This is a genomic window from Martelella sp. NC20 (assembly GCF_013459645.1).
Taxonomy (GTDB): Bacteria; Pseudomonadota; Alphaproteobacteria; order Rhizobiales; family Rhizobiaceae; genus Martelella.
In genome coordinates this window covers 2,555,840-2,579,362 of sequence record NZ_CP054861.1, presented here as the reverse complement: position 1 = coordinate 2,579,362, position 23,523 = coordinate 2,555,840, and the positions used below count along the sequence as shown (strand labels likewise).

The following is a 23,523-nucleotide window of genomic DNA, read 5'->3' as shown; positions in this document are numbered from 1 at the left end:
CTGTCCGAACCCGAATTCGACGCCGTTCGGCTTGACGCCCCCCGAGCATTTGCCGATACGTGGCAGGACAAGAATGGGCACGCTATGAACGTAAAACAAGATACCGGCCAGGCGAGACTGCGGCAAAAGGCGATTGCCGGACTTGCCGGGCGCAATCTGATCCTGGTCGGATTGATGGGCGCCGGCAAGAGCGCGATCGGCAAGCTCGTCGCCGCCCAGCTCGCCCTGCCCTATATCGACACCGACCACGAAATCGAATCCGCCGCGCAGATGACGATCGCCGATATCTTCGCAGCTTACGGCGAACCGGAATTCCGCGCGCTCGAGACCCGGGTGATCGAACGGGTCCTGGCGGAGGGGCCCGCGATCGTGTCCACCGGCGGCGGCGCTTTCATCAACCCGGTCAACCGGGAGCTTATCGCCCGCTCCGGCCTGTCGCTGTGGCTGAACGCCGATCTTGAAACATTGTGGGATCGCGTCAGGCGCCGTCACACCCGCCCGCTTTTGAAGACCGAGAACCCGAAGCAGACGCTCAAGGACCTGATGGACAGCCGCTATCCGGTATACGCGGAAGCCGACATCACCGTCCACTCCCGCAATGTCCGCAAGGAAGCCGTGATGCGCGATGTGCTGAATGCGCTCGCCGCCATCGATGAAGGAAGATATTCCCATGACTGAAAGCGTATCCGACAAGCGGATCGTCCGCGTCGACCTCGCCGACCGCAGCTATGACATCCTGATCGGGCGCGATCTTCTGACCAGCGCCGGCGGCGAGACCCTTGCCCGGCTGAACTGCCGCAAGGTCGCGATCGTCTCCGACGTCAATGTCGCGCCGCTCTATCTCGACACGCTCACCGAGAGCCTGCAGACCGATGGCATCGAGACCTTCGCGATGACGCTTGCGGCGGGCGAAAAGACCAAGAGCTTCGACAACCTCACCGCCGTTGTCGATTTCATCCTCGAGGCCCGGATCGAACGCTCCGACGCGGTGATCGCGCTCGGCGGCGGCGTGATCGGCGACCTCACCGGCTTTGCCGCCGCGATTGCCCGGCGCGGCATGCATTTCATCCAGGTCCCGACCTCGCTGCTTGCTCAGGTCGACAGCTCCGTCGGCGGCAAGACCGGCATCAATTCGCGCCACGGCAAGAACCTCGTCGGCGCGTTCCACCAGCCCGATCTGGTGCTCGCCGACACAGCGACGCTGGATACGCTGAGCCCGCGCGAATTTGCCGCGGGCTATGCCGAAGTCGTCAAATACGGGCTGATCGACCAGCCCGATTTCTTCCACTGGCTCGAAAAGCACCGCCAGGCGGTGTTTGCGGGCGGCGATGCCCGGATCGAGGCGATCGCGAGGAGCTGCGAGGCGAAGGCCGCCGTGGTTGCCGCCGACGAGCGCGAGAACGGGCGCCGCGCCCTCCTCAACCTCGGCCACACGTTCGGCCATGCGCTGGAACAGGCAACCGGTTACGACAGCGCACGGCTGGTCCATGGCGAGGGGGTGGCGATCGGCATGGTGCTGGCGCATGAGTTTTCCGCGCGCATGAACCTTGCAAGCCCCGACGACGGCGAATGCGTGGCCGCCCATCTGAAGGAAGCGGGCCTGCCGACATCACTTGCGGATATTGACGGGGACCTCCCTCCGCCTGATATAATGCTGGATGCCATTGGCCAGGACAAAAAGGTAAAGGGTGGAAAACTGACCTTCATCCTCACGCGCGGCATCGGAGAGGCCTTCATCGCAGACGATGTACCCGCCTCCGAGGTTCTGGCATTTCTGACGGAAAAACATCCGCAATGACCACAGGCGATATTTCGCACATCTTCTCTGAATACGGTCTGACGATGGCGATCATTGTCGCCCTGATCATCGTATCGGCGTTCTTCTCGGGCTCGGAAACGGCGTTGACCGCCGTCTCGCGGGCGCGCATGTATACGCTAGAGCAGCAGGGCGACCGGCGGGCCGGTTTCGTCAACACCATGATCGCGCGGCGCGACCGGCTGATCGGCGCGCTTCTGATCGGCAACAACCTCGTCAACATTCTGGCCTCGTCGCTCACCACGACCCTGTTCCTGAGCATATTCGGGGATAGCGGCGTCGCCTACGCGACGCTGATCATGACGACGCTTCTGGTGATCTTCGCCGAAGTGCTGCCGAAGAGCTGGGCAATCTCGGCGACCGACCGGTTCGCGCTGGTGGTGGCAGTGCCTGTCAGGGCCTTCGTGCTGGTGGTCGGCCCGCTTTCAAGCCTCGTCAACATGGTGGTGCGCCTGATCCTGGGCGTTTTCGGCGTGACGCTCACCAAGGGCGGCGAAATGCTGACCGCGCATGAAGAATTGCGCGGCGCCGTCGATCTGCTTCATCGCGAGGGCTCGGTGATCAAGGCCGACCGCGACCGGCTCGGCGGCGTGCTCGATCTCGGCGAGCTCGAGGTTTCCGACGTGATGATCCACCGGACCGCGATGCGCGCCGTCAATGCCGACGACGCGCCCGAGCAGGCCGTCAAGACGGTGCTCGAAAGCCCTTATACAAGGCTTCCGGTCTGGCGCGGCTCGATCGACAACATCATCGGCGTCGTCCACTCGAAAGACCTTTCGCGCGCGCTCGCCGAACCCCATGCCGCGCCCTCCACCATCGACATCGTCAAGGTTTCGCAAAAGCCGTGGTTCGTGCCCGACAGCACCAATCTGAAGGACCAGCTCAACGCGTTTCTGCGCCGCAAGGTGCATATCGCGGTTGTGGTCGACGAATATGGCGAGGTGCAGGGCATCGTCACGCTGGAGGATATCCTGGAGGAAATCGTCGGCGATATCGCAGACGAGCACGATCTGGAAATCTCCGGCGTGCAGCAGGAGGCCGACGGCTCGATCGTGGTCGACGGCACGGTCCCGATCCGTGACCTCAATCGCGCGCTCGACTGGAACCTGCCCGACGAGGAGGCGACCACCATTGCCGGCCTCGTCATTCACGAGAGCCAGACGATCCCCGAGGAACGCCAGTCCTTCACCTTCTACGGCAAGCGCTTCATCGTCATGAAACGCGAGAAGAACCGCATCACCAAGCTCCGCATCCGCCCGCTCGGCGCCGCCGCAACGGTAACGCCGCCGGCGGTGTGAGGGGCGATGTCGCTCGGCATGCTGACGATTGGTGTCGCTGAGCTGCATTGATTTCAGGAGTGCTCGGCGCCCCCTCCTGAACCGACTCGCAGGAACGTAAAATTTACCCGAGGCCCCGCCGTTCCCAATCTCCCCCCTTGAGGGGGAGATGTCGCGAAAGCGACAGAGAGGGGTATCGGGCATAAGCCGCAAACGCCGTGCCCGCAGAAACGGTTCACCCCTCTCTGCCCCTGTCGGGGCATCTCTCCCTCAAGGGGAGAGATTGTGGGCTGATAGGTGCGAACGCGACCGATAGTGCGAACCAGACTGCATTTCATTGAGCGGTAAAAAGCCCCCATCACAAACAACAAAAGGCCGGCATCGCTGCCGGCCCTTTCAATTTCCGCAGGCTCTGAAAATCAGAGCGTACGCGTGATGTGCTCGACGCGGAAGGCTTCGATGATGTCGCCGGCGCGGATGTCCTCGTAGTTCTCGAAGGCCATGCCGCATTCCTGGCCGACCGGCACTTCGGAGACTTCGTCCTTGAAGCGCTTCAGCGTCTTCAGCTTGCCCTCGTGGATGACCACGTTGTCGCGGACAAGGCGGACGCCGGCGCCGCGTTCCATACGGCCTTCGGTAACGCGGCAACCCGCGACCTTGCCGATCTTGGAAATATTGAACACCTCGAGGATCTCGGCATTGCCGAGGAAGGTCTCGCGACGCTCCGGCGACAGCAGGCCCGACATCGCCGCCTTCACGTCATCCACCAGATCGTAGATGATGTTGTAATAGCGGATTTCGATGCCTTCCTGTTCGGACAGCCGGCGGGCCTGCGCATTGGCGCGGACATTGAAGCCGATGATCGCCGCGTTGGACGCTTCGGCAAGCGAAATATCCGATTCGGTGATGCCGCCGGCCCCCGCATGAACGATCCGGGCGCGCACTTCGTCGGTCCCGAGCTTTTCGAGCGCGGCGGCGATCGCCTCGACCGAACCCTGAACGTCGCCCTTGATCAGGAGCGGGAATTCCTTCAGCCCGGTATCCTGCAACTGGCTCATCATCTGTTCGAGCGAACCGCGCGAACCAGACTGTCGGGCCGCCGCCTTGTCGCGGGCGAGCCGCTGGCGGTATTCGGAGACTTCGCGGGCCTTGCCCTCGTTTTCAACGACGGCGAAGCGGTCACCGGCAGCGGGCGTGCCGCTGAGGCCGAGCACCTCGACCGGCATCGACGGACCGGCTTCCTTGACGTGGTCGCCGCGATCGTTGACCAGCGCGCGAACGCGGCCCCACTGATCGCCGGCGACGACGATCTGGCCCGGTTTGAGCGTACCCTTCTGAACCAGCACGGTTGCGACGGAACCGCGGCCACGGTCGAGCTGGGCCTCGATGACGACGCCTTCGGCGGTGCGGTCGGCATTGGCCTTGAGGTCGAGAACTTCGGCCTGCAGCAGGATCGTTTCGAGCAGTTTGTCGAGGTTCATGCCGGTCTTGGCGGAAACCTCGACGTCCAGCGTCTCGCCGCCCATGGATTCGACGAACACCTCATGCTGAAGCAGTTGGGTCCGGACCTTCTGAGCGTCGGCTTCCGGCTTGTCGATCTTGTTGATCGCAACAATGATCGGCACGCCGGCGGCCTTGGCGTGATTGATGGACTCGATCGTCTGCGGCATGACGCTGTCATCGGCCGCAACCACCAGAATGGCGATATCGGTCGCCTCGGCGCCGCGGGCGCGCATCGCGGTAAAGGCGGCGTGACCGGGGGTGTCGATGAAGGTGATCTTGTGACCGTCCTGCTCGACCTGATAGGCGCCGATATGCTGGGTGATGCCGCCGGCCTCGCCGGAGACCACGTTGGCATGGCGGATCGCGTCGAGCAGCGAGGTCTTGCCGTGGTCGACATGGCCCATGATGGTGACGACCGGAGCGCGCGGCTGCAGATCGCCCTCGTCGTCCTTGACGTCGAAAATGCCCTCTTCCACGTCCGATTCGGCAACGCGCTTGACGGTGTGGCCGAATTCGGTGGCGATCAGCTCGGCGAGATCGGCATCGATCACGTCGCCGGGCTTCATCATCTGCCCTTCCTTCATCAGATACTTGATCACATCGACCGAACGTTCGGACATGCGCTGCGACAGTTCCTGAATGGTGATGGTTTCCGGCAGCACGACTTCGCGCAGAACCTTTTCGCGCGGCTCCTGCGCCTGGGCGCGGCGCATCTTTTCCTGCCGCCGGCGCATGGCCGAAAGCGAGCGGCCGCGCTGGGCGCCGCCTTCCTCATCGCCGGTTACCGCGGTCACGGTCAATTTGCCGCGGCGGCGCTCTCCGGTGCTCTTCGGGCGGGAGGCGGGCTTCGCAGCAGCATCGGGCCTCAGCGTCTTGCCGCGGGCCGGTGCGCCATCGTCCTCACCTTCGCGGCGCGGCTTGCGACCACGTGCCAGGCTATCATCATCTTCGGCTGTCGCGCCCTTGGGACGCGGACGCTGTGCGGTTCGGCTCGGCTTGGCGTCTTCGTCCGGCGGCAAATTGGGCACGACCGGCACTTCAGCCGCCGCAGGCGGCTGCTCGACCACCGGTTCCGGGGCCGGAGGACGGGCTTTGGCTTCCTCGGCCTCGCGCTTTGCCTTTTCCTCGGCCTCGCGCCTGGCGGCTTCTTCGGCTATGCGGGCCTCTTCGGCTTCACGCTTGCGGCGCTCGGCATCCTCGACCTCGCGCTGCTGGGCCATTACCAGCGCACGGCGACGGGCGTCCATTTCACCCTGGGAGAGATCATGAAGCACATTGCCGCGGGGGCGGTTCTGGCCGCCCCTGTCGGAACCGCCGCGATCCGGCTGTCCGCCGCGCTGGCGGTTCTGCGCGCCCGGGCGCGAGGGCTGGCCCTTGGGCTGGTGCGTCGGGCGGTCATCATTGCGGCGGGTCTCGCCCGCGCGCGGCTGGCCGCCCTGAGGCGCGGGCGCGCGCGATGCGGGAGCCGCAGTTGGGGTATCTTCACCGGGTTTGTGGATCCGGCGTTTGCGTGTTTCGACCACGACCGCCTTGCTGCGACCGCGGCCCATATCCTGGCGCACGGTGCCCTGGCTCACACCCGATGGCTTAAGCTTCAGTGTCTTCTTGCCTTCGTTGTCGAGTGTCTTGTCGTCTTTACTGTCCGTCATTCGGTTCCCGTTCCTTGGCGCGGGAACCGTCTCCGATCGGAGACAGTATACCCGCCCTAATAATTCATATTCTGGCGTCCGGCCAACTTCCGTGACGTCGTCATGTGTTCGTCATCGCGGCTTTTCCTTCGGCTCCGGGGTCTAACCGGTACCTTTGAAGTATCATTGCGCGCTTCACTACACCCTCACCGGCCTTTCCCGCAAGCACTGCGGCGTGTTTAAACGCATTCTCATGCAAAAGAGTGCCGATTTCGTCCGCCTTGAAAGGCCTCAGCGCCGGGACCGGCGCATCGGCCTCGCTTTGATGCATGAAGGCCGTACGAGCCTGGTTCAGCTTGCGAACGCCGTCGGGGGCGGCATCGGCGGAATGAAACACGGCGATCGCCGCACCGCTTCTGATCGCAAGGTCGACCTTGGCCGAACCCGTAACAAATTCCCCGGCCTTGATCGCCATGTTGATCATACCCGCCAATTGGCGCGCCATCAACATGTCAACGATCTGGCCGAGATCATCCGCGGCCTCGACCTTCTGTTTCAGCGCCCGGGAAAACAGGCCCTTGGCGACCGCCTTGTCGATGGCCCAGCGCTCCGCCACAACCCAGCAGCCCCGGCCCGGAAGCGCGCGCTTCAGGTCCGGCACCACCTGTTGGTCGGGGCCGGCGACGAACCGGATGAGGTCATCCGGATCGCCGCCCTTGCGGGTGACGATGCAGGTGCGCTCGTTCATCGCCGCCGCCTCGACCGCTTTGCGGGGCATGGTCACGACTGCGGGAATACGCCGCTCAGATCGTCAGCCGCCGGCTCTTCCTCGCCCGCGGCTTCCTCTTCCTCTTCCTCGGGAAGATCGGCCGCGAGGTCTTCCTCGGTGATCCAGCCGACGGCCAGACGCGCCTGCATGATCATGTTTTCGGCTTCGACGCGGGAGAGAGCGAAGGACGACAGCGTGCCTTCGAAACGCTTGGTCTGGCCGTTCTGACGCTCGGCCCAGCCGACCAGATCGTCCGCTGCGCAGCCGGCGAAGTCTTCCATCGTCTTGATGCCTTCCTCGCCAAGCGCCACCATCATCGCCAGCGTCATGCCGTCGATCTGGCGCAGGTCGTCGGAAACGCCGAGTTCCCGGCGCTTTTCGTCCAGTTCGGCCTCGAGACGCTCGAGATGCTCGCGGGCGCGCATCTGGATTTCCTCGGCGGTCTCCGCGTCGAAACCCTCGATCGAGGCGATTTCGTCGAGTTCGACATAGGCCAGTTCCTCGATCGCCGCGAAGCCTTCCGAGGCCAGAACCTGGCCGACCATCTCGTCGACGTCGAGCGCGTCCATGAACAGCTGCGAGCGTTCGTTGAATTCCTTCTGGCGGCGCTCCGATTCCTCGTTCTCCGTCATGATGTCGATGTCCCAGCCGGTGAGCTGCGAGGCAAGCCGGACATTCTGGCCGCGACGGCCGATCGCCAGCGAAAGCTGGTCGTCCGGCACGACGACGTCGATACGCTCGGCATCCTCATCGAGCACCACCTTGGCGACTTCCGCCGGCTGCAGCGCATTGACGATGAAGGAGGCCGGATCTTCCGACCACGGAATGATATCGATCTTCTCGCCCTGCAATTCGCCGACCACCGCCTGGACGCGCGAACCGCGCATGCCGACGCAGGCGCCGACCGGATCGATCGAGGAATCCGACGAGATCACCGCGATCTTGGCGCGCGAGCCCGGATCGCGGGCGACCGACTTGATGGTGATGATGCCGTCGTAGATTTCCGGCACTTCCATGGCAAACAGCTTGACCATGAACTGCGGATGGGTGCGCGACAGGAATATCTGCGGGCCGCGCTGTTCGCGGCGGACATCGTAGACATAGGCGCGGATGCGGTCGCCATAACGCGGCACTTCGCGCGGGATCATCTCGTCGCGGCGGATGATCGCCTCGCCGCGGCCGAGATCGACGATGACATTGCCGTATTCGACGCGCTTGACCGTGCCGTTGACGATCTCGCCGATGCGGTCCTTGTATTCATCGAACTGGCGGTCGCGCTCGGCTTCGCGGACCTTCTGGACGATGACCTGCTTGGCCGACTGGGCGGCGATGCGCCCGAAATCCATCGGCGGCAGCGGGTCGGCGATGAAATCGCCGAGCTTGGCTTCCGGGTTGCGGTCAAGCGCCAGTGCCAGCGGGATCTGGGTGCCGTAATCCTCGGCTACCTCGACAACCTCAAGCAGGCGCTGCAAATGGATTTCGCCGGTCTTCGGATTGATATCGGCGCGGATATTGGTTTCCGACCCGTAACGCGACTTGGCCGCCTTCTGTATGGCATCGGCCATCGCGGTCAGGACGATCTCGCGATCGATCGATTTTTCCCGCGCCACCGCATCGGCGATCTGCAACAGTTCCAGCCGGTTCGCACTTACTGCCATGTTCCTGTCTCCATTCTTGCTTGCGAGCCTCAAGGCTTCGCGAAATTGCTGTCACGCCCGCGCGTTGGAAGCGGCGGCCAGGCGATTGTCAATTCTCTTCGGTGCCGTCGATGTCTTCAGCACCGTTGTCTTCGTCATTTTCATTGGCGGCCTTTCCCTTGGCCAGCTTGTCGGCCCGAAGCGCCTCGCGGATCAACTCGTCCGTCAGGATCAGCTTGGCTTCGGAAAGCGCCGAAAACGGGATTGTGACCTCATTCGGCTCGCCATAGGCCACGCCGTCGCGCAGCAGCGTGACGCCGTCATTGTCGGCCTCGATGATGCGGCCGCGGAACCGCTTGCGCTCGCCGATGAGGACCGAGGTCTCACATTTCAGCAAGTGGCCTTTCCAGCGGTAGAAATCGGATTTGCGCACCATCGGCCGGTCGATCCCGGGCGAGGAGACTTCCAGGTGATAGGCCCGGTCGATCGGGTCCTCGACATCGAGCACCGGCGAGACCGCCTTGGACACGTCCTCGCAGTCCTCGACAGTCATCGTGCCGTCGAAACGCTCGGCCATGATCTGCAGCGTCAGCCCGTTCTGGCCGGAGAGGTTGACCCGCACCAGCTTGAAACCGATATCCTCCAGAACGGGCTCGATCATGTCGGCAATCCGTTTCTCGACGCCGGTTTCAACAATCAGCCGTTCTTCTCTCGCCTTGTCAGCCATGTTCCTCAAATCTGTCCCATCAGGCTCCCGGCGCCTGGCGGCCGCGCCAAACAAAAAAGAGCGGGTCCGTGCGGCCCCACCCTTCATCTGACGATCAAGAATTTGAGTTCTAAATACCCCCCCGGACGGAAAATTGCAAGTTTTATCGTGCCCCGCACGTGGAACCGGCCTCGCGGGATATAGGCAATCGCCCGATTTCGGCCCTATACTCATGGTTCGGCTGGGCAGCCGGATCGAACGCAGCGTCGCATCCGCAATGCCATGCCCGTACGAAAACAACAAAATGCCCGGAGGAACGACCACCCATGAACACGGCGACTCCCTCGCTTTTCGCCCCGTTTGCGCATGCGACATTCCGCAATATCTGGGTTGCGTCGATCGCCTCCAATCTCGGCACCAACATCCAGAGTGTCGGCGCCGCCTGGATGATGACCTCGATTTCGAATTCGGAAAGCATGGTGGCGCTGGTTCAGGCCTCGACCACGCTGCCGGTCATGCTGTTCGCGCTCGTCGCCGGGGCGGTCGCCGACAGTTTTAACCGCCGGCGGGTGATTCTCGCCGCCCAGGGATTCATGTTCGCCGTCTCCGTGGCGCTGGCGCTTGCGGCGGTTGCCGGCGTGATAACGCCGTGGATGCTGCTCGCTTTCACCTTTCTCATCGGCAGCGGCAATGCGCTCAACAATCCGTCCTGGCAGGCCGCCGTCGGCGACATGGTGCCGCGCTCCGATGTACCGGGCGCGGTCACGCTCAATTCCGTCGGCTTCAACATTACCCGCAGCGTCGGCCCGGCCGTCGGCGGCACGATCGTCGCCATCGGCGGCGCGGCGGCGGCCTTCACCGTCAACGCCATGAGCTATCTCGGCCTGCTGACGGTGATCGTTCGCTGGAAGTTCATGGCCCCGGAAAACCCGCTGCCGCGCGAGAACATGACCACCGCCATCGGCGCCGGGCTGCGCTATGTGTCCATGTCGCCCAACATATTGAAGGTGTTGCTGCGCGCCTTCCTGTTCGGCCTTGCCACGGTTTCGGCGGTGGCGCTGTTGCCGCTGGTGGCGCGTGACGTGATCGACGGCGGACCGCAGACCTTCGGCATCATGCTCGGCGCCTTCGGCATCGGCGCGATCGGCGGGGCCTTTGCCAATGCCAGGCTCCGGGCCGCCCTTTCCAACGAGGCGATCATTCGCGCCGCCTTCCTGCTGTTTGGCGCGAGCGCAGTGGTCATGGGGCTCTCGACGTCCCTGATCCTCGACTGTCTGGCGCTGTTTGCCGCCGGCGCCTGCTGGGTGCTGGCGCTTTCGCTGTTCAACACGGTGGTGCAGCTGACGACGCCGCGCTGGGTCGTCGGCCGGGCGCTGTCGCTTTACCAGACCGCCGCCTTCGGGGGCATGGCGGGCGGAAGCTGGCTTTGGGGGTACGTCGCCGAAAACCATACGATAACCCATGCCTTTCTGGCGGCGGCCGGCGTTGCAGTCTTTGGGGCGGCAGTCGGCCTGCTGTTCAAGATGCCAGCCTTCGAAAGCCTGAACCTCGATCCGCTCAACCGGTTCCAGACACCGGAGCCGGCGCTCAATCTCGTCGCCCGTTCCGGCCCGATCGTGGTCGAGACCCGTTTCGTGATCGCGGCTGAAGATACCCGGGAATTCCTGCGGCTGATGGTCGAGCGCCGACGCATCCGGCTGCGCGACGGCGCGCGCAAATGGGCGCTGATGCGCGATATCGAGGAACCCGATGTCTGGTTCGAGACCTATCACGCCCCCACCTGGGTCGATTATGTGCGCCATAACCAGCGCCGCACCCAGGCCGATGCCGAAAACTTCGACCGCCTGCGCGAGCTGCACCGGGAAGACGGCATGCCGCGGGTCCGGCGCATGATCGAACGCCAGACCATCCCGCCGCGCGACGGGATCTTCAACCGCCCCTACGATGTGCACCAGCACCATCATTGAGGGGTGGCGGGGCGAAGCGGAGAACGCCTGTATCGCAGCCCGTTTCAGCCTAACGACGTTCCCATCCACCTCGCAGCCTTCAATCTCCCCCCTTGAGGGGGAGATGCCCCGACAGGGGCAGAGGGGGGTGAACCGCAAACCGCATACTCAGAGTAAATTGGAAGCGCTGCACCCCTCTCTGTCGCTTTCGCGACATCTCCCCCTCAAGGGGGGAGATCGATTGGGGGCTATGCGGGTATGGGGTTCGGTCGACATTCGTTTCAATACGAGCCCCAGCAGCCCCGCGACTACCGCAGCAATTCGTTCTTCAACGCCGGCGTCGGCCAGCAGGTCTGGTTTACGCGGTTTCTCGCCTGCCAGTCGCCGATCGAGCGGCGGGTCTTGAAGCCGACCAGCCCGTCCGCGCCGCCAACGTCATAGCCCATGCCTTCCAGCTTCCGCTGCATGGCGGCGACATCCGAGCGCAGCAGCGTGCCGGTGCGCTGCCAGGGCTGGGCGAACGCGCCCATGCCATACTGGATGCGATCGGCGAGATTGCCGACGAACAGGGCATAAAGGTCGGAATTATTATATTCCTTGAGCACGTAGAAATTTGGCGTGACGATGAATTCCGGCCCGTAGCGGCCCTGCGGCACCAGCATCATGCCCGGCTTGCGCATCTCTTCTGCGGGAAACGCCTTGCCGTTGACGCGGGTGATGCCCTGCTTCACCCAGGCGGAGATTGCCCGCGCATTGTCCGGCCCTTCCTGGGCGCAGGAGACATTGTCCGGGATCGCCGCCTCATAGCCCCAGTCGCGCCCGCGCTCCCAGCCGTCGCTTGCCAGATGCTTGGCGATGGTGGCGAGCGAATCAGGCACAGAATCCCAGACGTCGATGACGCCGTCGCCGTCGAAATCGACGGCGTAGCTCTGGAAATTGGAGGGCATGAGCTGCGGCTGGCCGAAGGCGCCGGCCCATGACGCCTTGCGCTTGTCGAGAGGCGCGGCGCCGCTCTGGATGATCTGAAGTGCTGCAATGAACTCGCGCTGGAACATCTGCTGGCGCGATCCTGTCATGAACGCCTTGGTGCCGAGCACCTGCAGAATGTCGTATTTTTCCTCAGCCGCGCCATAGCCCATCTCGCGGCCCCAGATCGCCAGCACGATCCGGCCCGGCACGCCGTATTGCGCCTCGATCCGGTCGAGCACCGGCTTGTACTGATTGTAGAGCTGACGGCCTTTCACAGCGAGATAGTTCAGATTGCTCTCGCTGAAATAGGGACCGGGCTCGGAGAATTCCGGCTGGGTCTGGCGACGCTCGGCCGGCGGCTTGGTGCCCGGCGGCACCAGGTCCGGCAGCGACCAGTTGATCGTGAGGCCTTGCGTTGTCCGGTCATAGACTGCCGCGGAAACCCCGGAGCGCAGCGCCGCCTGGCGCATGTCGCTCGCAAGCCACTGGCTGAACTGGCGATCGACGCTCGCTTTGTCATAGGCGTTGGCGACCGAGGAGAAACCCGCCCCGGCAAGGAAGGCGAGCGCAATCGCAAACAGGGCGCAGACGATGCGTATCGCCATCAGCGGGCGGGATCTGGTCATTCCGGCTTCTCCTTTTCGCGCGGATTCTCGGGCATCAGGGTTACCGAATGATAAATCAATTATGGCGACTACAAGGCATTACGATGGCGCCGCGTAAAGAGCCCGTCAGTCCCTCCCCGCCTCGGCGTCCGGTCCGAAATCATTGGTCTGTTCCTGGCCCGGCTTGACGAACCAGTAGAGCAGAACGAGCAGCCCGATCACGGTAATCCCGATAAGCTGCCACCAGCCGCTGCGATTGACGTCATGAAGACGGCGCGCGCCGATGGCAATGCCCGGAATAAAGGTCACAAGGTTCCAGATACCGCCAAAAAAGCCGACCCTGGCGCTGCCGAACAATATCGAATCAACCGCGCTCAGCACGATACTGATGATCAGCGTCCACAGCACCCAGAACCAGAAAGCCCCGCGCGAGGAGCGGCCGCTGAACAGAAAATAATTCCTGAAGGCAAGCTGCAAGGCCTCCACGAAGCCGACATTGCGGTGGTCGCGACCGATGATCGATGAATCCGACATGATTTTTCCCCTGTTGACCCAGTCTCAACCTACGCGCAGTGCGCCATGAGTGCAATAACCGCGCGCTCGCCACAGGCACGCTCCGTTCTTTCCAAGCCCGCCCTCTTCGGATAGTAAACGTCTGCGCGTGGCCGGGCGCTTTGCCTCCGCGCCTTTGCTGTGCATCTCCGTTTCTTTCATCAATTCGAGGTCGGCTGAAACTCATGATTATCGGTTGGATCGAGGCCGCCTTTCTGGGCCTGTTGCAGGGGCTGACGGAATTTCTTCCGATCTCCTCCAGCGCGCATCTGCGCATCGCCGGCGAATTCCTGCCTTCCGGGGCCGATCCGGGGGCGGCGTTTACCGCCATTACCCAGATCGGCACCGAACTCGCCGTGCTGGTCTATTTCCGGTCGGATATCGTGCGGATCGCGAAGGCCTGGCTCGGCCACAATCTCAGGCTCGGCAGCGGTTACGACAAGGCCGACATCCGCATGGGCTGGCTGATCATCATCGGTTCGCTGCCGATCGTCATCCTCGGCCTGCTGTTCAAGGACGAAATCGAGACCTCGCTGCGCAACCTCTACATCACCGCCGCAATGCTGATCATCTTCGGCGTCATCATGGGCATTGCCGACAGGATCGGCGCCAAGCGCATCCGGCTGGAGCAACTGACCTGGCGCGACGGCATTCTCTTCGGCTTGGCCCAGGCGATGGCGCTGATACCGGGCGTTTCGCGCTCAGGCGGCACGATCAGCGCCGGACTGCTGCTCGGCTACACGCGCGAGGCGGCGGCGCGCTATTCGTTTCTGCTGGCCGTTCCGGCCGTCTTCGGCTCCGGCTTTTACCAGCTTTTCAAAAGCATCGGCGAGGACAATCCGGTCGGCTGGGGGCCGACGGCGCTTGCGACCGTGATCGCCTTTTTCGTCGGCTATGCGGTGATCGTGTTCTTCCTGCGGCTGGTCTCGACCCGCAGCTACATGCCGTTCGTCTATTACCGGGTGGCGCTCGGAGGCGGGCTTCTGGTCCTGCTTGCGCTTGGCGTGATCAGCCCCGACGGCTGACGGTCACCCATCATTAATCCTTCGGTGGTTATATAGGCGACAACGCAACCCCGAGACCGGGTCTTGCCGCGGCGTCAGGCCGGGCTCCGATCCGAGCCTCCCGCGACGGAAGCCAGATGTCTACGCTCTATCACCACCCCATGTCCGCCGCCTCCCGCTTCATTCGCCTGGTGATCGGCGAATATGCCTTCGAGGTCGACCTGATCGAGGAGCGGCCCTGGGAAAAACGCAGGGCCTTCCTGACGGCCAATCCGGCCGGCACGCTGCCGGTCTATGTCGATGACAACATGCGCGCGCTTTGCGGGCCGTTCGTGATCGCCGAATTCATGGACGAGACCCATGGCGTGCTCCAGCGCGAACGCCGGCTTCTGGCCGAGGAGCCGTTCCAGCGCGCCGAAATCCGCCGGCTCACGGAATGGTTCCTGCTGAAGCTCGAACAGGACGTCACCCATCCGCTCTGCCGCGAGCGGGTCTACAAGCTGCAGATGAGCACCGAATATGGCGGCGGCGCGCCCGATTCGCGGGTGCTGCGCGCTGCCCGCGCCAATATCCGCCAGCACATGAAATACCTCGCCTGGCTTGCCGGAAGCCGGGGCTGGCTGGCCGGCAAGCGGATGAGCTATGCCGACCTTGCCGCCGGCGGCGCGATCTCCGCGCTTGATTATCTTGGCGAGATCAAGTGGGACGAGACGCCCGCCGCCAAGGAATGGTACCAGCGGCTGAAATCGCGCCCCGCCTTCCGCGCGCTTCTCGCCGACCGGGTGCGCGGCGTGGTTCCGGTTTCTCACTACGCCGATCTGGATTTTTAGGCCGCAACACGCCACCTTGGAGAAAGCATCGTCTTTGCGGCGATGCGGATCGACGAAACGGCGGCAAGATGGACGAGCGTTCCGACAAGCTGAAACATTTCCTGCGCGAGGAAGCCCTCTTGCAAGGCTTCTCTGCCTGCCGGATCGCGCGCGCCGAAGATATGCCGGAAGCGGCAAAGGCGCTCGCCGAGGGGATCGCAAAGGGCCATTATGGCGAGATGGCGTGGATGGCGGACACGTTCGAGCGCCGGTCCTCGCCGCTGAAGCTCTGGCCCGAGGCGCGCTCCGTCATCATGCTGGCGATGAATTACGGGCCGGAGGAGGACCCGCGACCGCTTCTGAAACGGAAGGAGCGGGCCAATATTTCGGTCTATGCCAGAAACCGCGATTACCACGATGTCATCAAGGGCCGGCTGAAGCAGATCGCCGGCCGGTTCGCCGCCCGCACCGGCGCCGAGGTCAAGGTTTTCGTCGATACCGCGCCCGTCATGGAAAAGCCGCTTGCCGAAAAGGCGGGCATCGGCTGGCAGGGCAAGCACACCAATCTGGTGAGCCGGGAGTTCGGCTCATGGCTGTTCCTGGGCTCGATCTTCACCACCGCTGACCTTGCTCCCGATGCCGGCGAGCGTGACCATTGCGGCTCATGCCGCGCCTGTCTCGATGTCTGTCCGACAAATGCCTTTCCGGCGCCCTACCGGCTCGATGCGCGGCGGTGCATTTCCTACCTCACCATCGAGCATCACGGCGTCATCCCGCTCGAATTCCGCGCGCCCATGGGAAACCGGATCTATGGCTGCGACGACTGTCTTGCGGCCTGTCCGTGGAACAAGTTCGCGGAACAGTCCTCGGAGATGAAACTGGTCGCGCGCGACGATCTGAAAGCCCCGCGCCTGTCCGAATTTCTCGGCTTCGACGATGCCGCCTTTCGCGCCTGCTTCGCCGGCTCGCCGATCAAGCGGATCGGCCGCGACCGGTTCGTCCGCAATTGCCTGATCGCTTCCGGCAACAGCGGCGAACCTTCGCTTGCCCCCTTTTGCGAGCGCCTGATCGATGATGACAGCGCAGCTGTCCGGGCGATGGCGGTCTGGGCGCTGGCGCGGCTTCTGCCCCGAGATGAATTTGCGGCATTGGCAAGAACGCGCTTACATGAGACTGATGAAACCGTCCGTCACGAATGGCAACGCGAGGAAGAGACGCTATGCATCTGATGATTTTCGGCGCCGGATATTCCGGAAAGGCGATCGCCGCCGCACTAGCCCCCTCCGCACGCCATGTCGCCGGCACAACGCGCACCGCCGAGAAGGCCGCCAGTCTCGGCGATGTCGGCATTGAGGCCTTCGTCTTCGACGGCAACGCCGTCGACCCCGCACTTGGCCACAAGCTTTCCTGCGTCACCCATCTGGTGCAGTCGATCCCGCCCGGTCCCGATGGCGATTGCGTGCTCAATATCGCAAGCCGCACCGCTCATAACGAACTGCCGGACCTGCAATGGCTCTGCTATCTCTCGACCGTCGGCGTCTACGGCGATCATGACGGCGCATGGGTGGACGAGACCTCCGAATGCCGACCCACCTCGGAGCGCTCAATACAGCGTCTGGCTGCCGAGGAACAATGGCTGGAGACCGGCGAGAAACACGGTCTTCCGGTGGCCATTCTCAGGCTTTCAGGCATTTATGGGCCCGGCCGCAACCCGTTCCGCAAGCTGATGGACGGCTCGGCCCAGCGCGTCATCAAGAAGAACCAGGTCTTCAACCGCATCCGGGTGGAAGATATCGGCTATGCCGCGGCGTTTCTTGCCGAGCGCGAGATCGGCGGAATTTTCAACGTCACCGACGATGAACCGGCGCCGCCACAGGATGTGATCACCGAGGCGGCGCGGCTGATGGGCATCGAGCCGCCGCCGGAAATCCCGTTCGAGAAGGCCGACATGTCGCCCATGGCGAAATCGTTCTGGGGCGAGAACAAGCGGGTCAGCAACGCCAAGCTGCGCAAGCTCGGCTATGAATTCGAATTCCCGAACTACCGCCAGTCGCTGAAGCAGTTGTGGGATATGCGGGCGTATTGAGGATGGCTGGCTCATATGTCTTTCCGCAGATCCTGAACATAGCTTTTCTCTTCCGCGACTCAGTTTGACGAACGCCCTCTCCCCCTATTCAGGGTCACCCTCGGGCTTGACCCGAGGGTCCAGGCGGCGTTCTCCGTGTCGCCTGGATGCTCGTGTCAAGCACGAGCATGACACAGGTGGACGGGAGAGTGCGGCGGAACGTCGCCAAACCGGACCACAATAGCCTCGTGCAAAAGTGACGACGCTTATCCCTACATCCCGACCGCATACTGCTCCCACGCCCCGCCGGGCGCCGTTGCCGCTGCCAGCGCCGCGAGGTTCTGCTGCGCCTCGTCGGCCGAGACGCCGGCGGTGACCACGCGCCGGGCTTCTTCCTGCTTGCCCTGAAGCGCCAGAACGAGGCCGAGATTGAGCCGGACGTCGGAGCCGGCATCGCGCTGTTCCGCCGCCTGACGCAGAAAATCTTCAGCGTTCTGGAGATTATGCGTCAGCACATAGGAGGTCGCCATCGCCGACAACACGTCGGGATTGTTCGGCGACAGGCTGAGCGCCTTGCGATAGCGCATCCGCGCTTCCATCGGCTGGCCCATCTGGTCGAGGATCGCGCCTTCTTCCATATAGACGCGCCAGTCGTCGGGGCTGAGCTGGCCGGCCTGGCGCACGGTTCTGAGCGCATCCGGATAATAGCCGAGCGCTGCCTGCGACCTGGCGTAGAACAGTTGCGCCTCGCCCGAACCGGGATTGAGTGCGGCCACCTGCCGCATCACCTCATTGGCCTTTTTGTAATCGCCGGTCGCCTTGAGATACTCCGAATACTCAATACCGGTGTTCAGCCGGCCGGGGCGGGAAAGATAGGCGCCTTCCAGCCGATAACTGACCTGCGCCTGCTGGGAAACCGAAAGCCCCGCGAAGTCCTCGGCCATGCGGTATCCGGAACTGTTCGTGCCGCCGCCGCGTACGCTGGCGCACCCCGACAAGGCAACAAGGCCTGCGGCGAGCAGGATCGCCGCGCGCGATGCCTGACCGGTGGGATTGTTCATTTTCATTCAATCTCCGTCTGTTCTCAGCGCCCCGATGGGCGTATGGAATCACCTCCACCGCCTTTGGTTAGTTTACAGAAAGTTTTTTCGCGCGAAAGTACGCGGGAACCCGAGCAAAGCAACATGCCGCACTTCCAGTATATCACCCGACCACTCCCTTTCTGTCCCGCCGACGCGGCGACCCGGCCGCTCTACGCGCTCGCCCAGGGCGAGACGGACAAGCTGCCGGACAGCATCCGCGCCTTCGCCGCCGCCGCCGGTTACTCAGGCAGCGAAGGCGAGTTCCTGCTTGTTCCCGGCGATGACGGTGGCCTCGGCGGCGCGCTTTTCGGCCTCGGCAACGGCGCAAATCCCTTCGCCTTCGGCCGGCTGACGAAACTGCTGCCGGCGGGCGACTGGCGGCTGGCGCAGTATGCCGGCGATGCGACGCTCGCGCTGACCGGCTTTGCAGCCGGTTCCTACCGCTACGAGCGCTACATCAAGCCGGCCGCGAAAGCCGTGCGGCTCGCGATGCCCGACGGCGTCGATGCTGCGGCGATCGAACGCAACTGGGCCGCGATCTGCCTTGCCCGCGATCTCGTCAATACGCCCGCCAACGACATGCAGCCCGACCATCTGGAAGAGGTGTTTGCAGGCCTCGCCCGCCACCATGACGCCAGCTTCAAGGCGATCCGCGGCGACGACCTGCTGTCGGCGGGCTTTCCGCTGGTCCACGCCGTCGGCCGCGCCGGCGAGAAGGCGCCGCGGCTGATGGAGATGCGCTGGGGCCGCAGGGGCGCCCGCGCGATCACCCTTGTCGGCAAGGGCGTGTGCTTCGACACCGGCGGCCTCGACCTGAAGACCGCGAGCGGCATGGCGGTGATGAAGAAGGACATGGGCGGGGCGGCCAATGTGATGGCGCTGGCGCTGATGATCATGGATGCCGGTCTCGATATCGATCTGCGCGTCATCATCCCGAGCGTCGAAAATTCCGTCGCGGGCAACGCTTTCCGCCCGGGCGACATCTACCGCTCGCGCAAGGGCCTGACGGTGCAGATCGACAATACCGACGCCGAGGGCCGCCTGATTCTGGCCGACGCGCTGGCCTATGCGGATGAGGAACTGCCCGACCTTCTGATCGACATGGCGACGCTGACGGGGGCCGCGCGCGTGGCGCTCGGCCCGGATATCGCGCCGTTTTTCACCACCTCCGACGCCTTTGCCGAAACGCTTTCGGCAGAAGGCGAGCGGCTGTGCGATCCGGTGTGGCGGATGCCGCTTTTCAACGGCTACGAGGCCAAGCTGAAGACCGGCATCGCCGACCTTACCAATGCGCCTTCGGGCGGATTGGCGGGCGCGATCACCGCCGCGCTGTTTCTCAAACAATTCGTCGGCCGCGCCAGGGAATGGGCGCATTTCGACATCTACGCCTATGCCCAGGCCGATCGCGATTTCGGCCCCGCCGGCGGCGAGGCGCAGGCGATCCGGGCCATTTTCGAAACCATCCGCAAAGGCTGATGCATGGAACTCGACCGCCGGCTTCACGCCTTCAGGGATGATCTCGCCGACGCCCGGCTGTCCGGCATCGTCCGCGCGGCCCGGTTCGCGGATCCGCTCCCGGCCCAGGTGATCGTTCCGGTCGCCGCGGTGCGGCGCAAGCCGGCGCATTCGGCAAGGGTCGATACCCAGCTTCTTTTCGGCGAGACGGTCGATATCTTCGAGCGCGCCAACGGGTGGCTGTGGGTGCAGTCCCGTTTCGACTGCTATGTCGGCTACCTGCCGGAGGATAGCGTTGCCGAGGGCGCCCAGCAGGCGGCGACCCATGTGATCTCCGTCCCCCGGACCTTCCTCTACCCCGAGCCCGACCTCAAGACGGGCCCGGTATCCGCGCTTTCCATGGGCAGCCGGATGACGTTCGTGGACGAGGCCGAGGCCGGCGGCAACCGCTATCTCCTGTCGGCGGACGGAACCGCCGTCTTCGCCGACCATTGCTTTCCGCTCGGCCGTCCGTTCGAGCGCGACCCCGTGAAGACGGCGCTGCGCTTTCTCGAGACGCCCTATCTGTGGGGCGGGCGATCCGGCTTCGGGCTCGATTGCTCGGGCCTGGTGCAGCTTGCGATGATGATGGCCGGGCGCACCGTGCCGCGCGATTCCGACATGCAGGAACTGATGGACGGCGACCCGGTGACCCGGCGCGGCCTGAAACGCGGCGATCTGGTATTCTGGAAAGGTCATGTCGGGCTGATGGAGGATGCCAGGACGCTGATCCACGCCAATGGCGCGACCATGCGCGTCACCCGTGAAAACCTCGATCACGCCATCACCCGCATCGCGCCGCATTACGGCAACCCGACCTCGTATCTGAGGCCGGTTAAGTAGGGCCACTGTTCGGTTTCCTCCTTCTCTGCCGTCGCCCCGGACTTGATCCGGGGTCCAGGGCGACACGACGGGCGCATCAATAAGAATAGATCGCAAAGACATTGCCATACGGCCCTGGATGCCGGCTCAAGGCCGGCATGACGGACGATGGGAGACAGGCTTTTGCCTTGATCTCAATCCTCGGAGAAGGAAATCGGCTGAAGCCCCACCCGACTACGCCACCTTCCGGAACCGCTTCAGCCGCAGCGCGTTGCTCAGCACGAACACACTCGATAGCCCCATCGCCGCCGCGGCCAGCATCGGCGACAGCAGGATGCCGGTTGCGGGATAGAGAGCGCCGGCGGCGACCGGAATCAGCACCACATTGTAGGCGAAGGCCCAGAACAGGTTCTGGGCGATATTGCGCATCACCGCCCGCGACAGCGCGATGGCGTTGACCACGCCGGACAGATCGCCCGACATCAGCACGACATCGGCGGTTTCGATGGCGATATCGGTGCCCGTGCCGATGGCGATGCCGGTATCGGCGGCGGCAAGCGCCGGGGCGTCGTTGATGCCGTCGCCGGCAAAGGCGATCACGCCGTGGGCCGCGCGCAATTCCTCAAGGGCTGCGACCTTGCCATCCGGCAGGACGTCGGCAACCACGGTGTCGATCCCGACCTCGGCGGCAATCGCGCGGCCGGTGTTCTCGTTGTCGCCGGTGATCATCGCGGTCTTCACGCCCGCCGCATGCAGCGCCGTGATCGCGGCCTTTGCCGAGGGCTTGACCGGATCGGCGACGCCGATGACGCCGGCGGGACCACCGTCGACCGCGACGAACAGCAGCGAACGCGCCTTCGCCGCCAGTCGTTCCGCCTCGTCGTCAAGGCCTGCTGTTTCGACGCCAAGCTTTTCCATGAACCGACGCGCGCCAACGGTGACGGACCTGCCGCCAACCGATGCCGTCACGCCATAACCCGGCACGGCTTCGAAATCCTGCGCCTTTTCCACGGTAAGGCTCTTCTCCCGCGCACCGGCCGCGACGGCTTCGGCGAGCGGATGTTCCGAGCCCGCCTCGACCGCGGCGACGAGCGCCAGCAGCGCATCGTCGTCGAAGCCGTCGACGGTGAAGATATCGGTCACCAGCGGCCGGCCTTCGGTCAGCGTTCCGGTCTTGTCGAAGGCAACGATCCTGGTGTCGCGCAGGGTCTGCAATGCCTCGCCGTTCCTGAACAGCACACCGGTTTCCGCCGCCCTGCCCGTGCCGACCATGATTGAAGTGGGCGTGGCGAGCCCCATGGCGCAGGGGCAGGCAATGATCAGCACCGCCACCGCATTGACGAGCGCGAAGGACAGCGCCGGCGCGGGTCCGAAGATCAGCCAGATGACAAATGTCAGCGCGGCAGCCGCCAGCACCGCCGGCACGAACCAGGCCGTGACCTTGTCGACCATCGCCTGCACCGGCAGCTTCGCGCCCTGCGCGGTTTCCACCATTTTGACGATGCGCGCCAGCACGGTATCGGCGCCGATGGCGGTGGCGCGGAAGGTGAAACTGCCGGTCTTGTTGATGGTGCCGCCGGTGACGCTGTCACCCTCGGTCTTCTTCACCGGAACCGGCTCGCCGGAGATCATCGATTCATCGACATGCGAGCCGCCCGAGACGACCTCGCCATCGACCGCGATCCGCTCGCCCGGGCGGACCACGACGATATCGCCATGCTTCACATCGGCAATCGGGATATCGAGGGTCGCGCCGTCGCGTTCCACCCGCGCCGTTTTCGGCTGCAGGCCCATCAGATGGGTGATCGCGGCGGAAGTGCGGCCCTTGGCCTTGGCCTCCAGATAGCGACCGAGCAGGATCAGCGTGACGATGACGGCGGCGCTTTCGAAATAGACCTGCGCGGCCCCTTGCGGGAAAAGCTGCGGCATGAAGGTCGCCAGCGTGGAATAGCCCCAGGCCGCGAGCGAGCCGATCATCACCAGCGCGTTCATGTCCGGCGACAGTCTTCTGAACGAGGCAGCACCCTGGCGGATGAAGCGGCGGCCGGGACCGAACACGACGATGGTCGCCAGCGCGAAATAGAGGATATGCAGAGGGAAGATGCCGACCGCGTTCATCAGGGCGTGGCCGAGCGGCGGGATCAGGTGAGACCCCATTTCCAGCACGAACAGCGGCAGGGTGAAGAGGAACGCCGCCAGAAAATCGCGCTTCAGCGCGGCCTGTTCCTTCGCCCTTATATCCGCATGCGTCTCGGTCTCGGCGGTGGTGTCGGTGATGCGGCGCGGGGTGTAGCCCGCCACCTCGATGGCGGCGGCAAGCGCTGTGATATCCGCCGCGGCCTTCACGGTCGCCCGCTCGCTTGCAAGGTTGACATGCGCCGAAACCACGCCCGGCACGGCCATCAGCGCGCGTTCGACATTGCCGACGCAGGAGGCGCAGTGCATGCCCTCGATGCCGAACTCGACGGTTTCGAGCGCCACGCCATAGCCGGCCTTCCCGATCGCCGCGACGACGTCGCCAGCGATCTTCGGATCGGCGAGCGTGACATCGGCCGTCTCGGTGGCGAGATTGACGGAAACCCCAGAGACGCCCTCCACCCGGCCCACGATCCGCTCGACGCTGCCCACACAGGAGGCACACGTCATGCCCGTCACCGGGAGGGTGATGTGGGTCGGCTTCTTTGCCGTCGAGATGGTCTGTTCCATGGTCGGTTTTCTTCCTGGCGGACGGTGGCCACTCGCTCCAAACAATCTCCCCCCTTTGAGGGGGAGATGCCCCGACAGGGGTAGAGAGGGGTGCAGCGACAACCGCAAATTCTGAGTACATTGAGAGGGTTCA

The 23,523-nt window shown here is 64.1% G+C and carries 18 protein-coding genes; 10 read left to right on the top strand and 8 right to left on the bottom strand.

All coding sequences use genetic code 11. The features are described from left to right. Positions 1-84: 84 nt before the first annotated feature. Genes HQ843_RS12265 through HQ843_RS12255 form a run of 3 tightly spaced genes read left to right on the top strand, consistent with a single transcriptional unit; the run spans position 85 to position 3,114 of the window. Complete coding sequence (locus HQ843_RS12265; protein ID WP_180898049.1) at positions 85-678, top strand: shikimate kinase; 594 nt, start codon at positions 85-87, stop codon at positions 676-678. Next, positions 671-1,798 carry a 3-dehydroquinate synthase gene (gene aroB, locus HQ843_RS12260; RefSeq protein WP_180898050.1) on the top strand — a complete coding sequence of 376 codons (1,128 nt, stop codon included), beginning with the start codon at positions 671-673 and terminating at the stop codon, positions 1,796-1,798. Before HQ843_RS12265 ends, aroB begins: the two co-directional genes overlap by 8 nt. After that, the gene (locus HQ843_RS12255; protein ID WP_180898051.1) at positions 1,795-3,114 is read left to right on the top strand and encodes an HlyC/CorC family transporter; all 1,320 of its coding nucleotides are present in this window, start codon (positions 1,795-1,797) and stop codon (positions 3,112-3,114) included. The genes aroB and HQ843_RS12255 overlap by 4 nt, the downstream gene beginning before the upstream one ends. A gap of 398 nt (positions 3,115-3,512) precedes the next feature. On the opposite strand, the gene infB is transcribed toward HQ843_RS12255, so the two are convergent. The 4 genes from infB to rimP all read right to left on the bottom strand — a co-directional run bounded on the left by infB (position 3,513) and on the right by rimP (position 9,357). After that, entirely contained in the window at positions 3,513-6,245 is a 2,733-nt protein-coding gene (gene infB, locus HQ843_RS12250) for a translation initiation factor IF-2 (protein WP_180898052.1), read from the bottom strand. A 100-nt stretch (positions 6,246-6,345) separates the two neighbouring features. Then, on the bottom strand, positions 6,346-7,002 hold the full coding sequence (locus tag HQ843_RS12245; RefSeq protein ID WP_180898053.1) for an RNA-binding protein: 657 nt from the start codon (positions 7,000-7,002) through the stop codon (positions 6,346-6,348). Between the two features lie 2 nt (positions 7,003-7,004). Then, the gene (gene nusA, locus HQ843_RS12240; RefSeq protein WP_180898054.1) at positions 7,005-8,651 is read right to left on the bottom strand and encodes a transcription termination factor NusA; all 1,647 of its coding nucleotides are present in this window, start codon (positions 8,649-8,651) and stop codon (positions 7,005-7,007) included. Positions 8,652-8,739: 88 nt separating this feature from the next. Next, complete coding sequence (gene rimP, locus HQ843_RS12235) at positions 8,740-9,357, bottom strand: ribosome maturation factor RimP (RefSeq protein WP_180898055.1); 618 nt, start codon at positions 9,355-9,357, stop codon at positions 8,740-8,742. Between the two features lie 305 nt (positions 9,358-9,662). Between rimP and HQ843_RS12230 the strand changes: the two genes are divergently transcribed. Further along, a complete protein-coding gene (locus tag HQ843_RS12230) occupies positions 9,663-11,303 on the top strand; it encodes an MFS transporter (RefSeq protein ID WP_180898056.1) in 1,641 nt (546 codons plus the stop codon). Between the two features lie 287 nt (positions 11,304-11,590). Here the strand turns inward: HQ843_RS12230 and HQ843_RS12225 are convergent, their stop codons facing one another. Together HQ843_RS12225 and HQ843_RS12220 are read right to left on the bottom strand one after the other, a co-directional pair. Further along, the gene (locus HQ843_RS12225) at positions 11,591-12,877 is read right to left on the bottom strand and encodes a lytic murein transglycosylase (RefSeq protein WP_246710361.1); all 1,287 of its coding nucleotides are present in this window, start codon (positions 12,875-12,877) and stop codon (positions 11,591-11,593) included. Positions 12,878-12,982: 105 nt separating this feature from the next. Then, positions 12,983-13,390 carry a DUF805 domain-containing protein gene (locus tag HQ843_RS12220; RefSeq protein WP_180898057.1) on the bottom strand — a complete coding sequence of 136 codons (408 nt, stop codon included), beginning with the start codon at positions 13,388-13,390 and terminating at the stop codon, positions 12,983-12,985. Between the two features lie 203 nt (positions 13,391-13,593). Between HQ843_RS12220 and HQ843_RS12215 the strand changes: the two genes are divergently transcribed. From HQ843_RS12215 to HQ843_RS12200, 4 genes are all read left to right on the top strand, one after another. Continuing rightward, positions 13,594-14,433, top strand: coding sequence for an undecaprenyl-diphosphate phosphatase (locus HQ843_RS12215; RefSeq protein ID WP_180898058.1), 840 nt, complete (start codon positions 13,594-13,596; stop codon positions 14,431-14,433). A 116-nt stretch (positions 14,434-14,549) separates the two neighbouring features. After that, a complete protein-coding gene (locus HQ843_RS12210) occupies positions 14,550-15,242 on the top strand; it encodes a glutathione S-transferase family protein (RefSeq protein WP_180898059.1) in 693 nt (230 codons plus the stop codon). A gap of 68 nt (positions 15,243-15,310) precedes the next feature. Next, on the top strand, positions 15,311-16,450 hold the full coding sequence (gene queG / locus HQ843_RS12205) for a tRNA epoxyqueuosine(34) reductase QueG (RefSeq protein WP_180898060.1): 1,140 nt from the start codon (positions 15,311-15,313) through the stop codon (positions 16,448-16,450). After that, the gene (locus HQ843_RS12200) at positions 16,441-17,307 is read left to right on the top strand and encodes an SDR family oxidoreductase (protein ID WP_180898061.1); all 867 of its coding nucleotides are present in this window, start codon (positions 16,441-16,443) and stop codon (positions 17,305-17,307) included. Before queG ends, HQ843_RS12200 begins: the two co-directional genes overlap by 10 nt. Positions 17,308-17,558: 251 nt before the next feature. Here HQ843_RS12200 and HQ843_RS12195 read toward each other — a convergent pair whose 3' ends face one another. Continuing rightward, the gene (locus HQ843_RS12195) at positions 17,559-18,353 is read right to left on the bottom strand and encodes a tetratricopeptide repeat protein (protein WP_180898062.1); all 795 of its coding nucleotides are present in this window, start codon (positions 18,351-18,353) and stop codon (positions 17,559-17,561) included. Between the two features lie 117 nt (positions 18,354-18,470). Between HQ843_RS12195 and HQ843_RS12190 the strand changes: the two genes are divergently transcribed. Together HQ843_RS12190 and HQ843_RS12185 are read left to right on the top strand one after the other, a co-directional pair. Further along, positions 18,471-19,844 carry a leucyl aminopeptidase family protein gene (locus HQ843_RS12190; RefSeq protein ID WP_180898063.1) on the top strand — a complete coding sequence of 458 codons (1,374 nt, stop codon included), beginning with the start codon at positions 18,471-18,473 and terminating at the stop codon, positions 19,842-19,844. 3 nt (positions 19,845-19,847) lie between these two features. Further along, positions 19,848-20,705 carry a C40 family peptidase gene (locus tag HQ843_RS12185; protein WP_180898064.1) on the top strand — a complete coding sequence of 286 codons (858 nt, stop codon included), beginning with the start codon at positions 19,848-19,850 and terminating at the stop codon, positions 20,703-20,705. A gap of 213 nt (positions 20,706-20,918) precedes the next feature. Here the strand turns inward: HQ843_RS12185 and HQ843_RS12180 are convergent, their stop codons facing one another. Next, positions 20,919-23,390, bottom strand: coding sequence for a heavy metal translocating P-type ATPase (locus HQ843_RS12180; RefSeq protein ID WP_180898065.1), 2,472 nt, complete (start codon positions 23,388-23,390; stop codon positions 20,919-20,921). Positions 23,391-23,523: the final 133 nt, after the last annotated feature.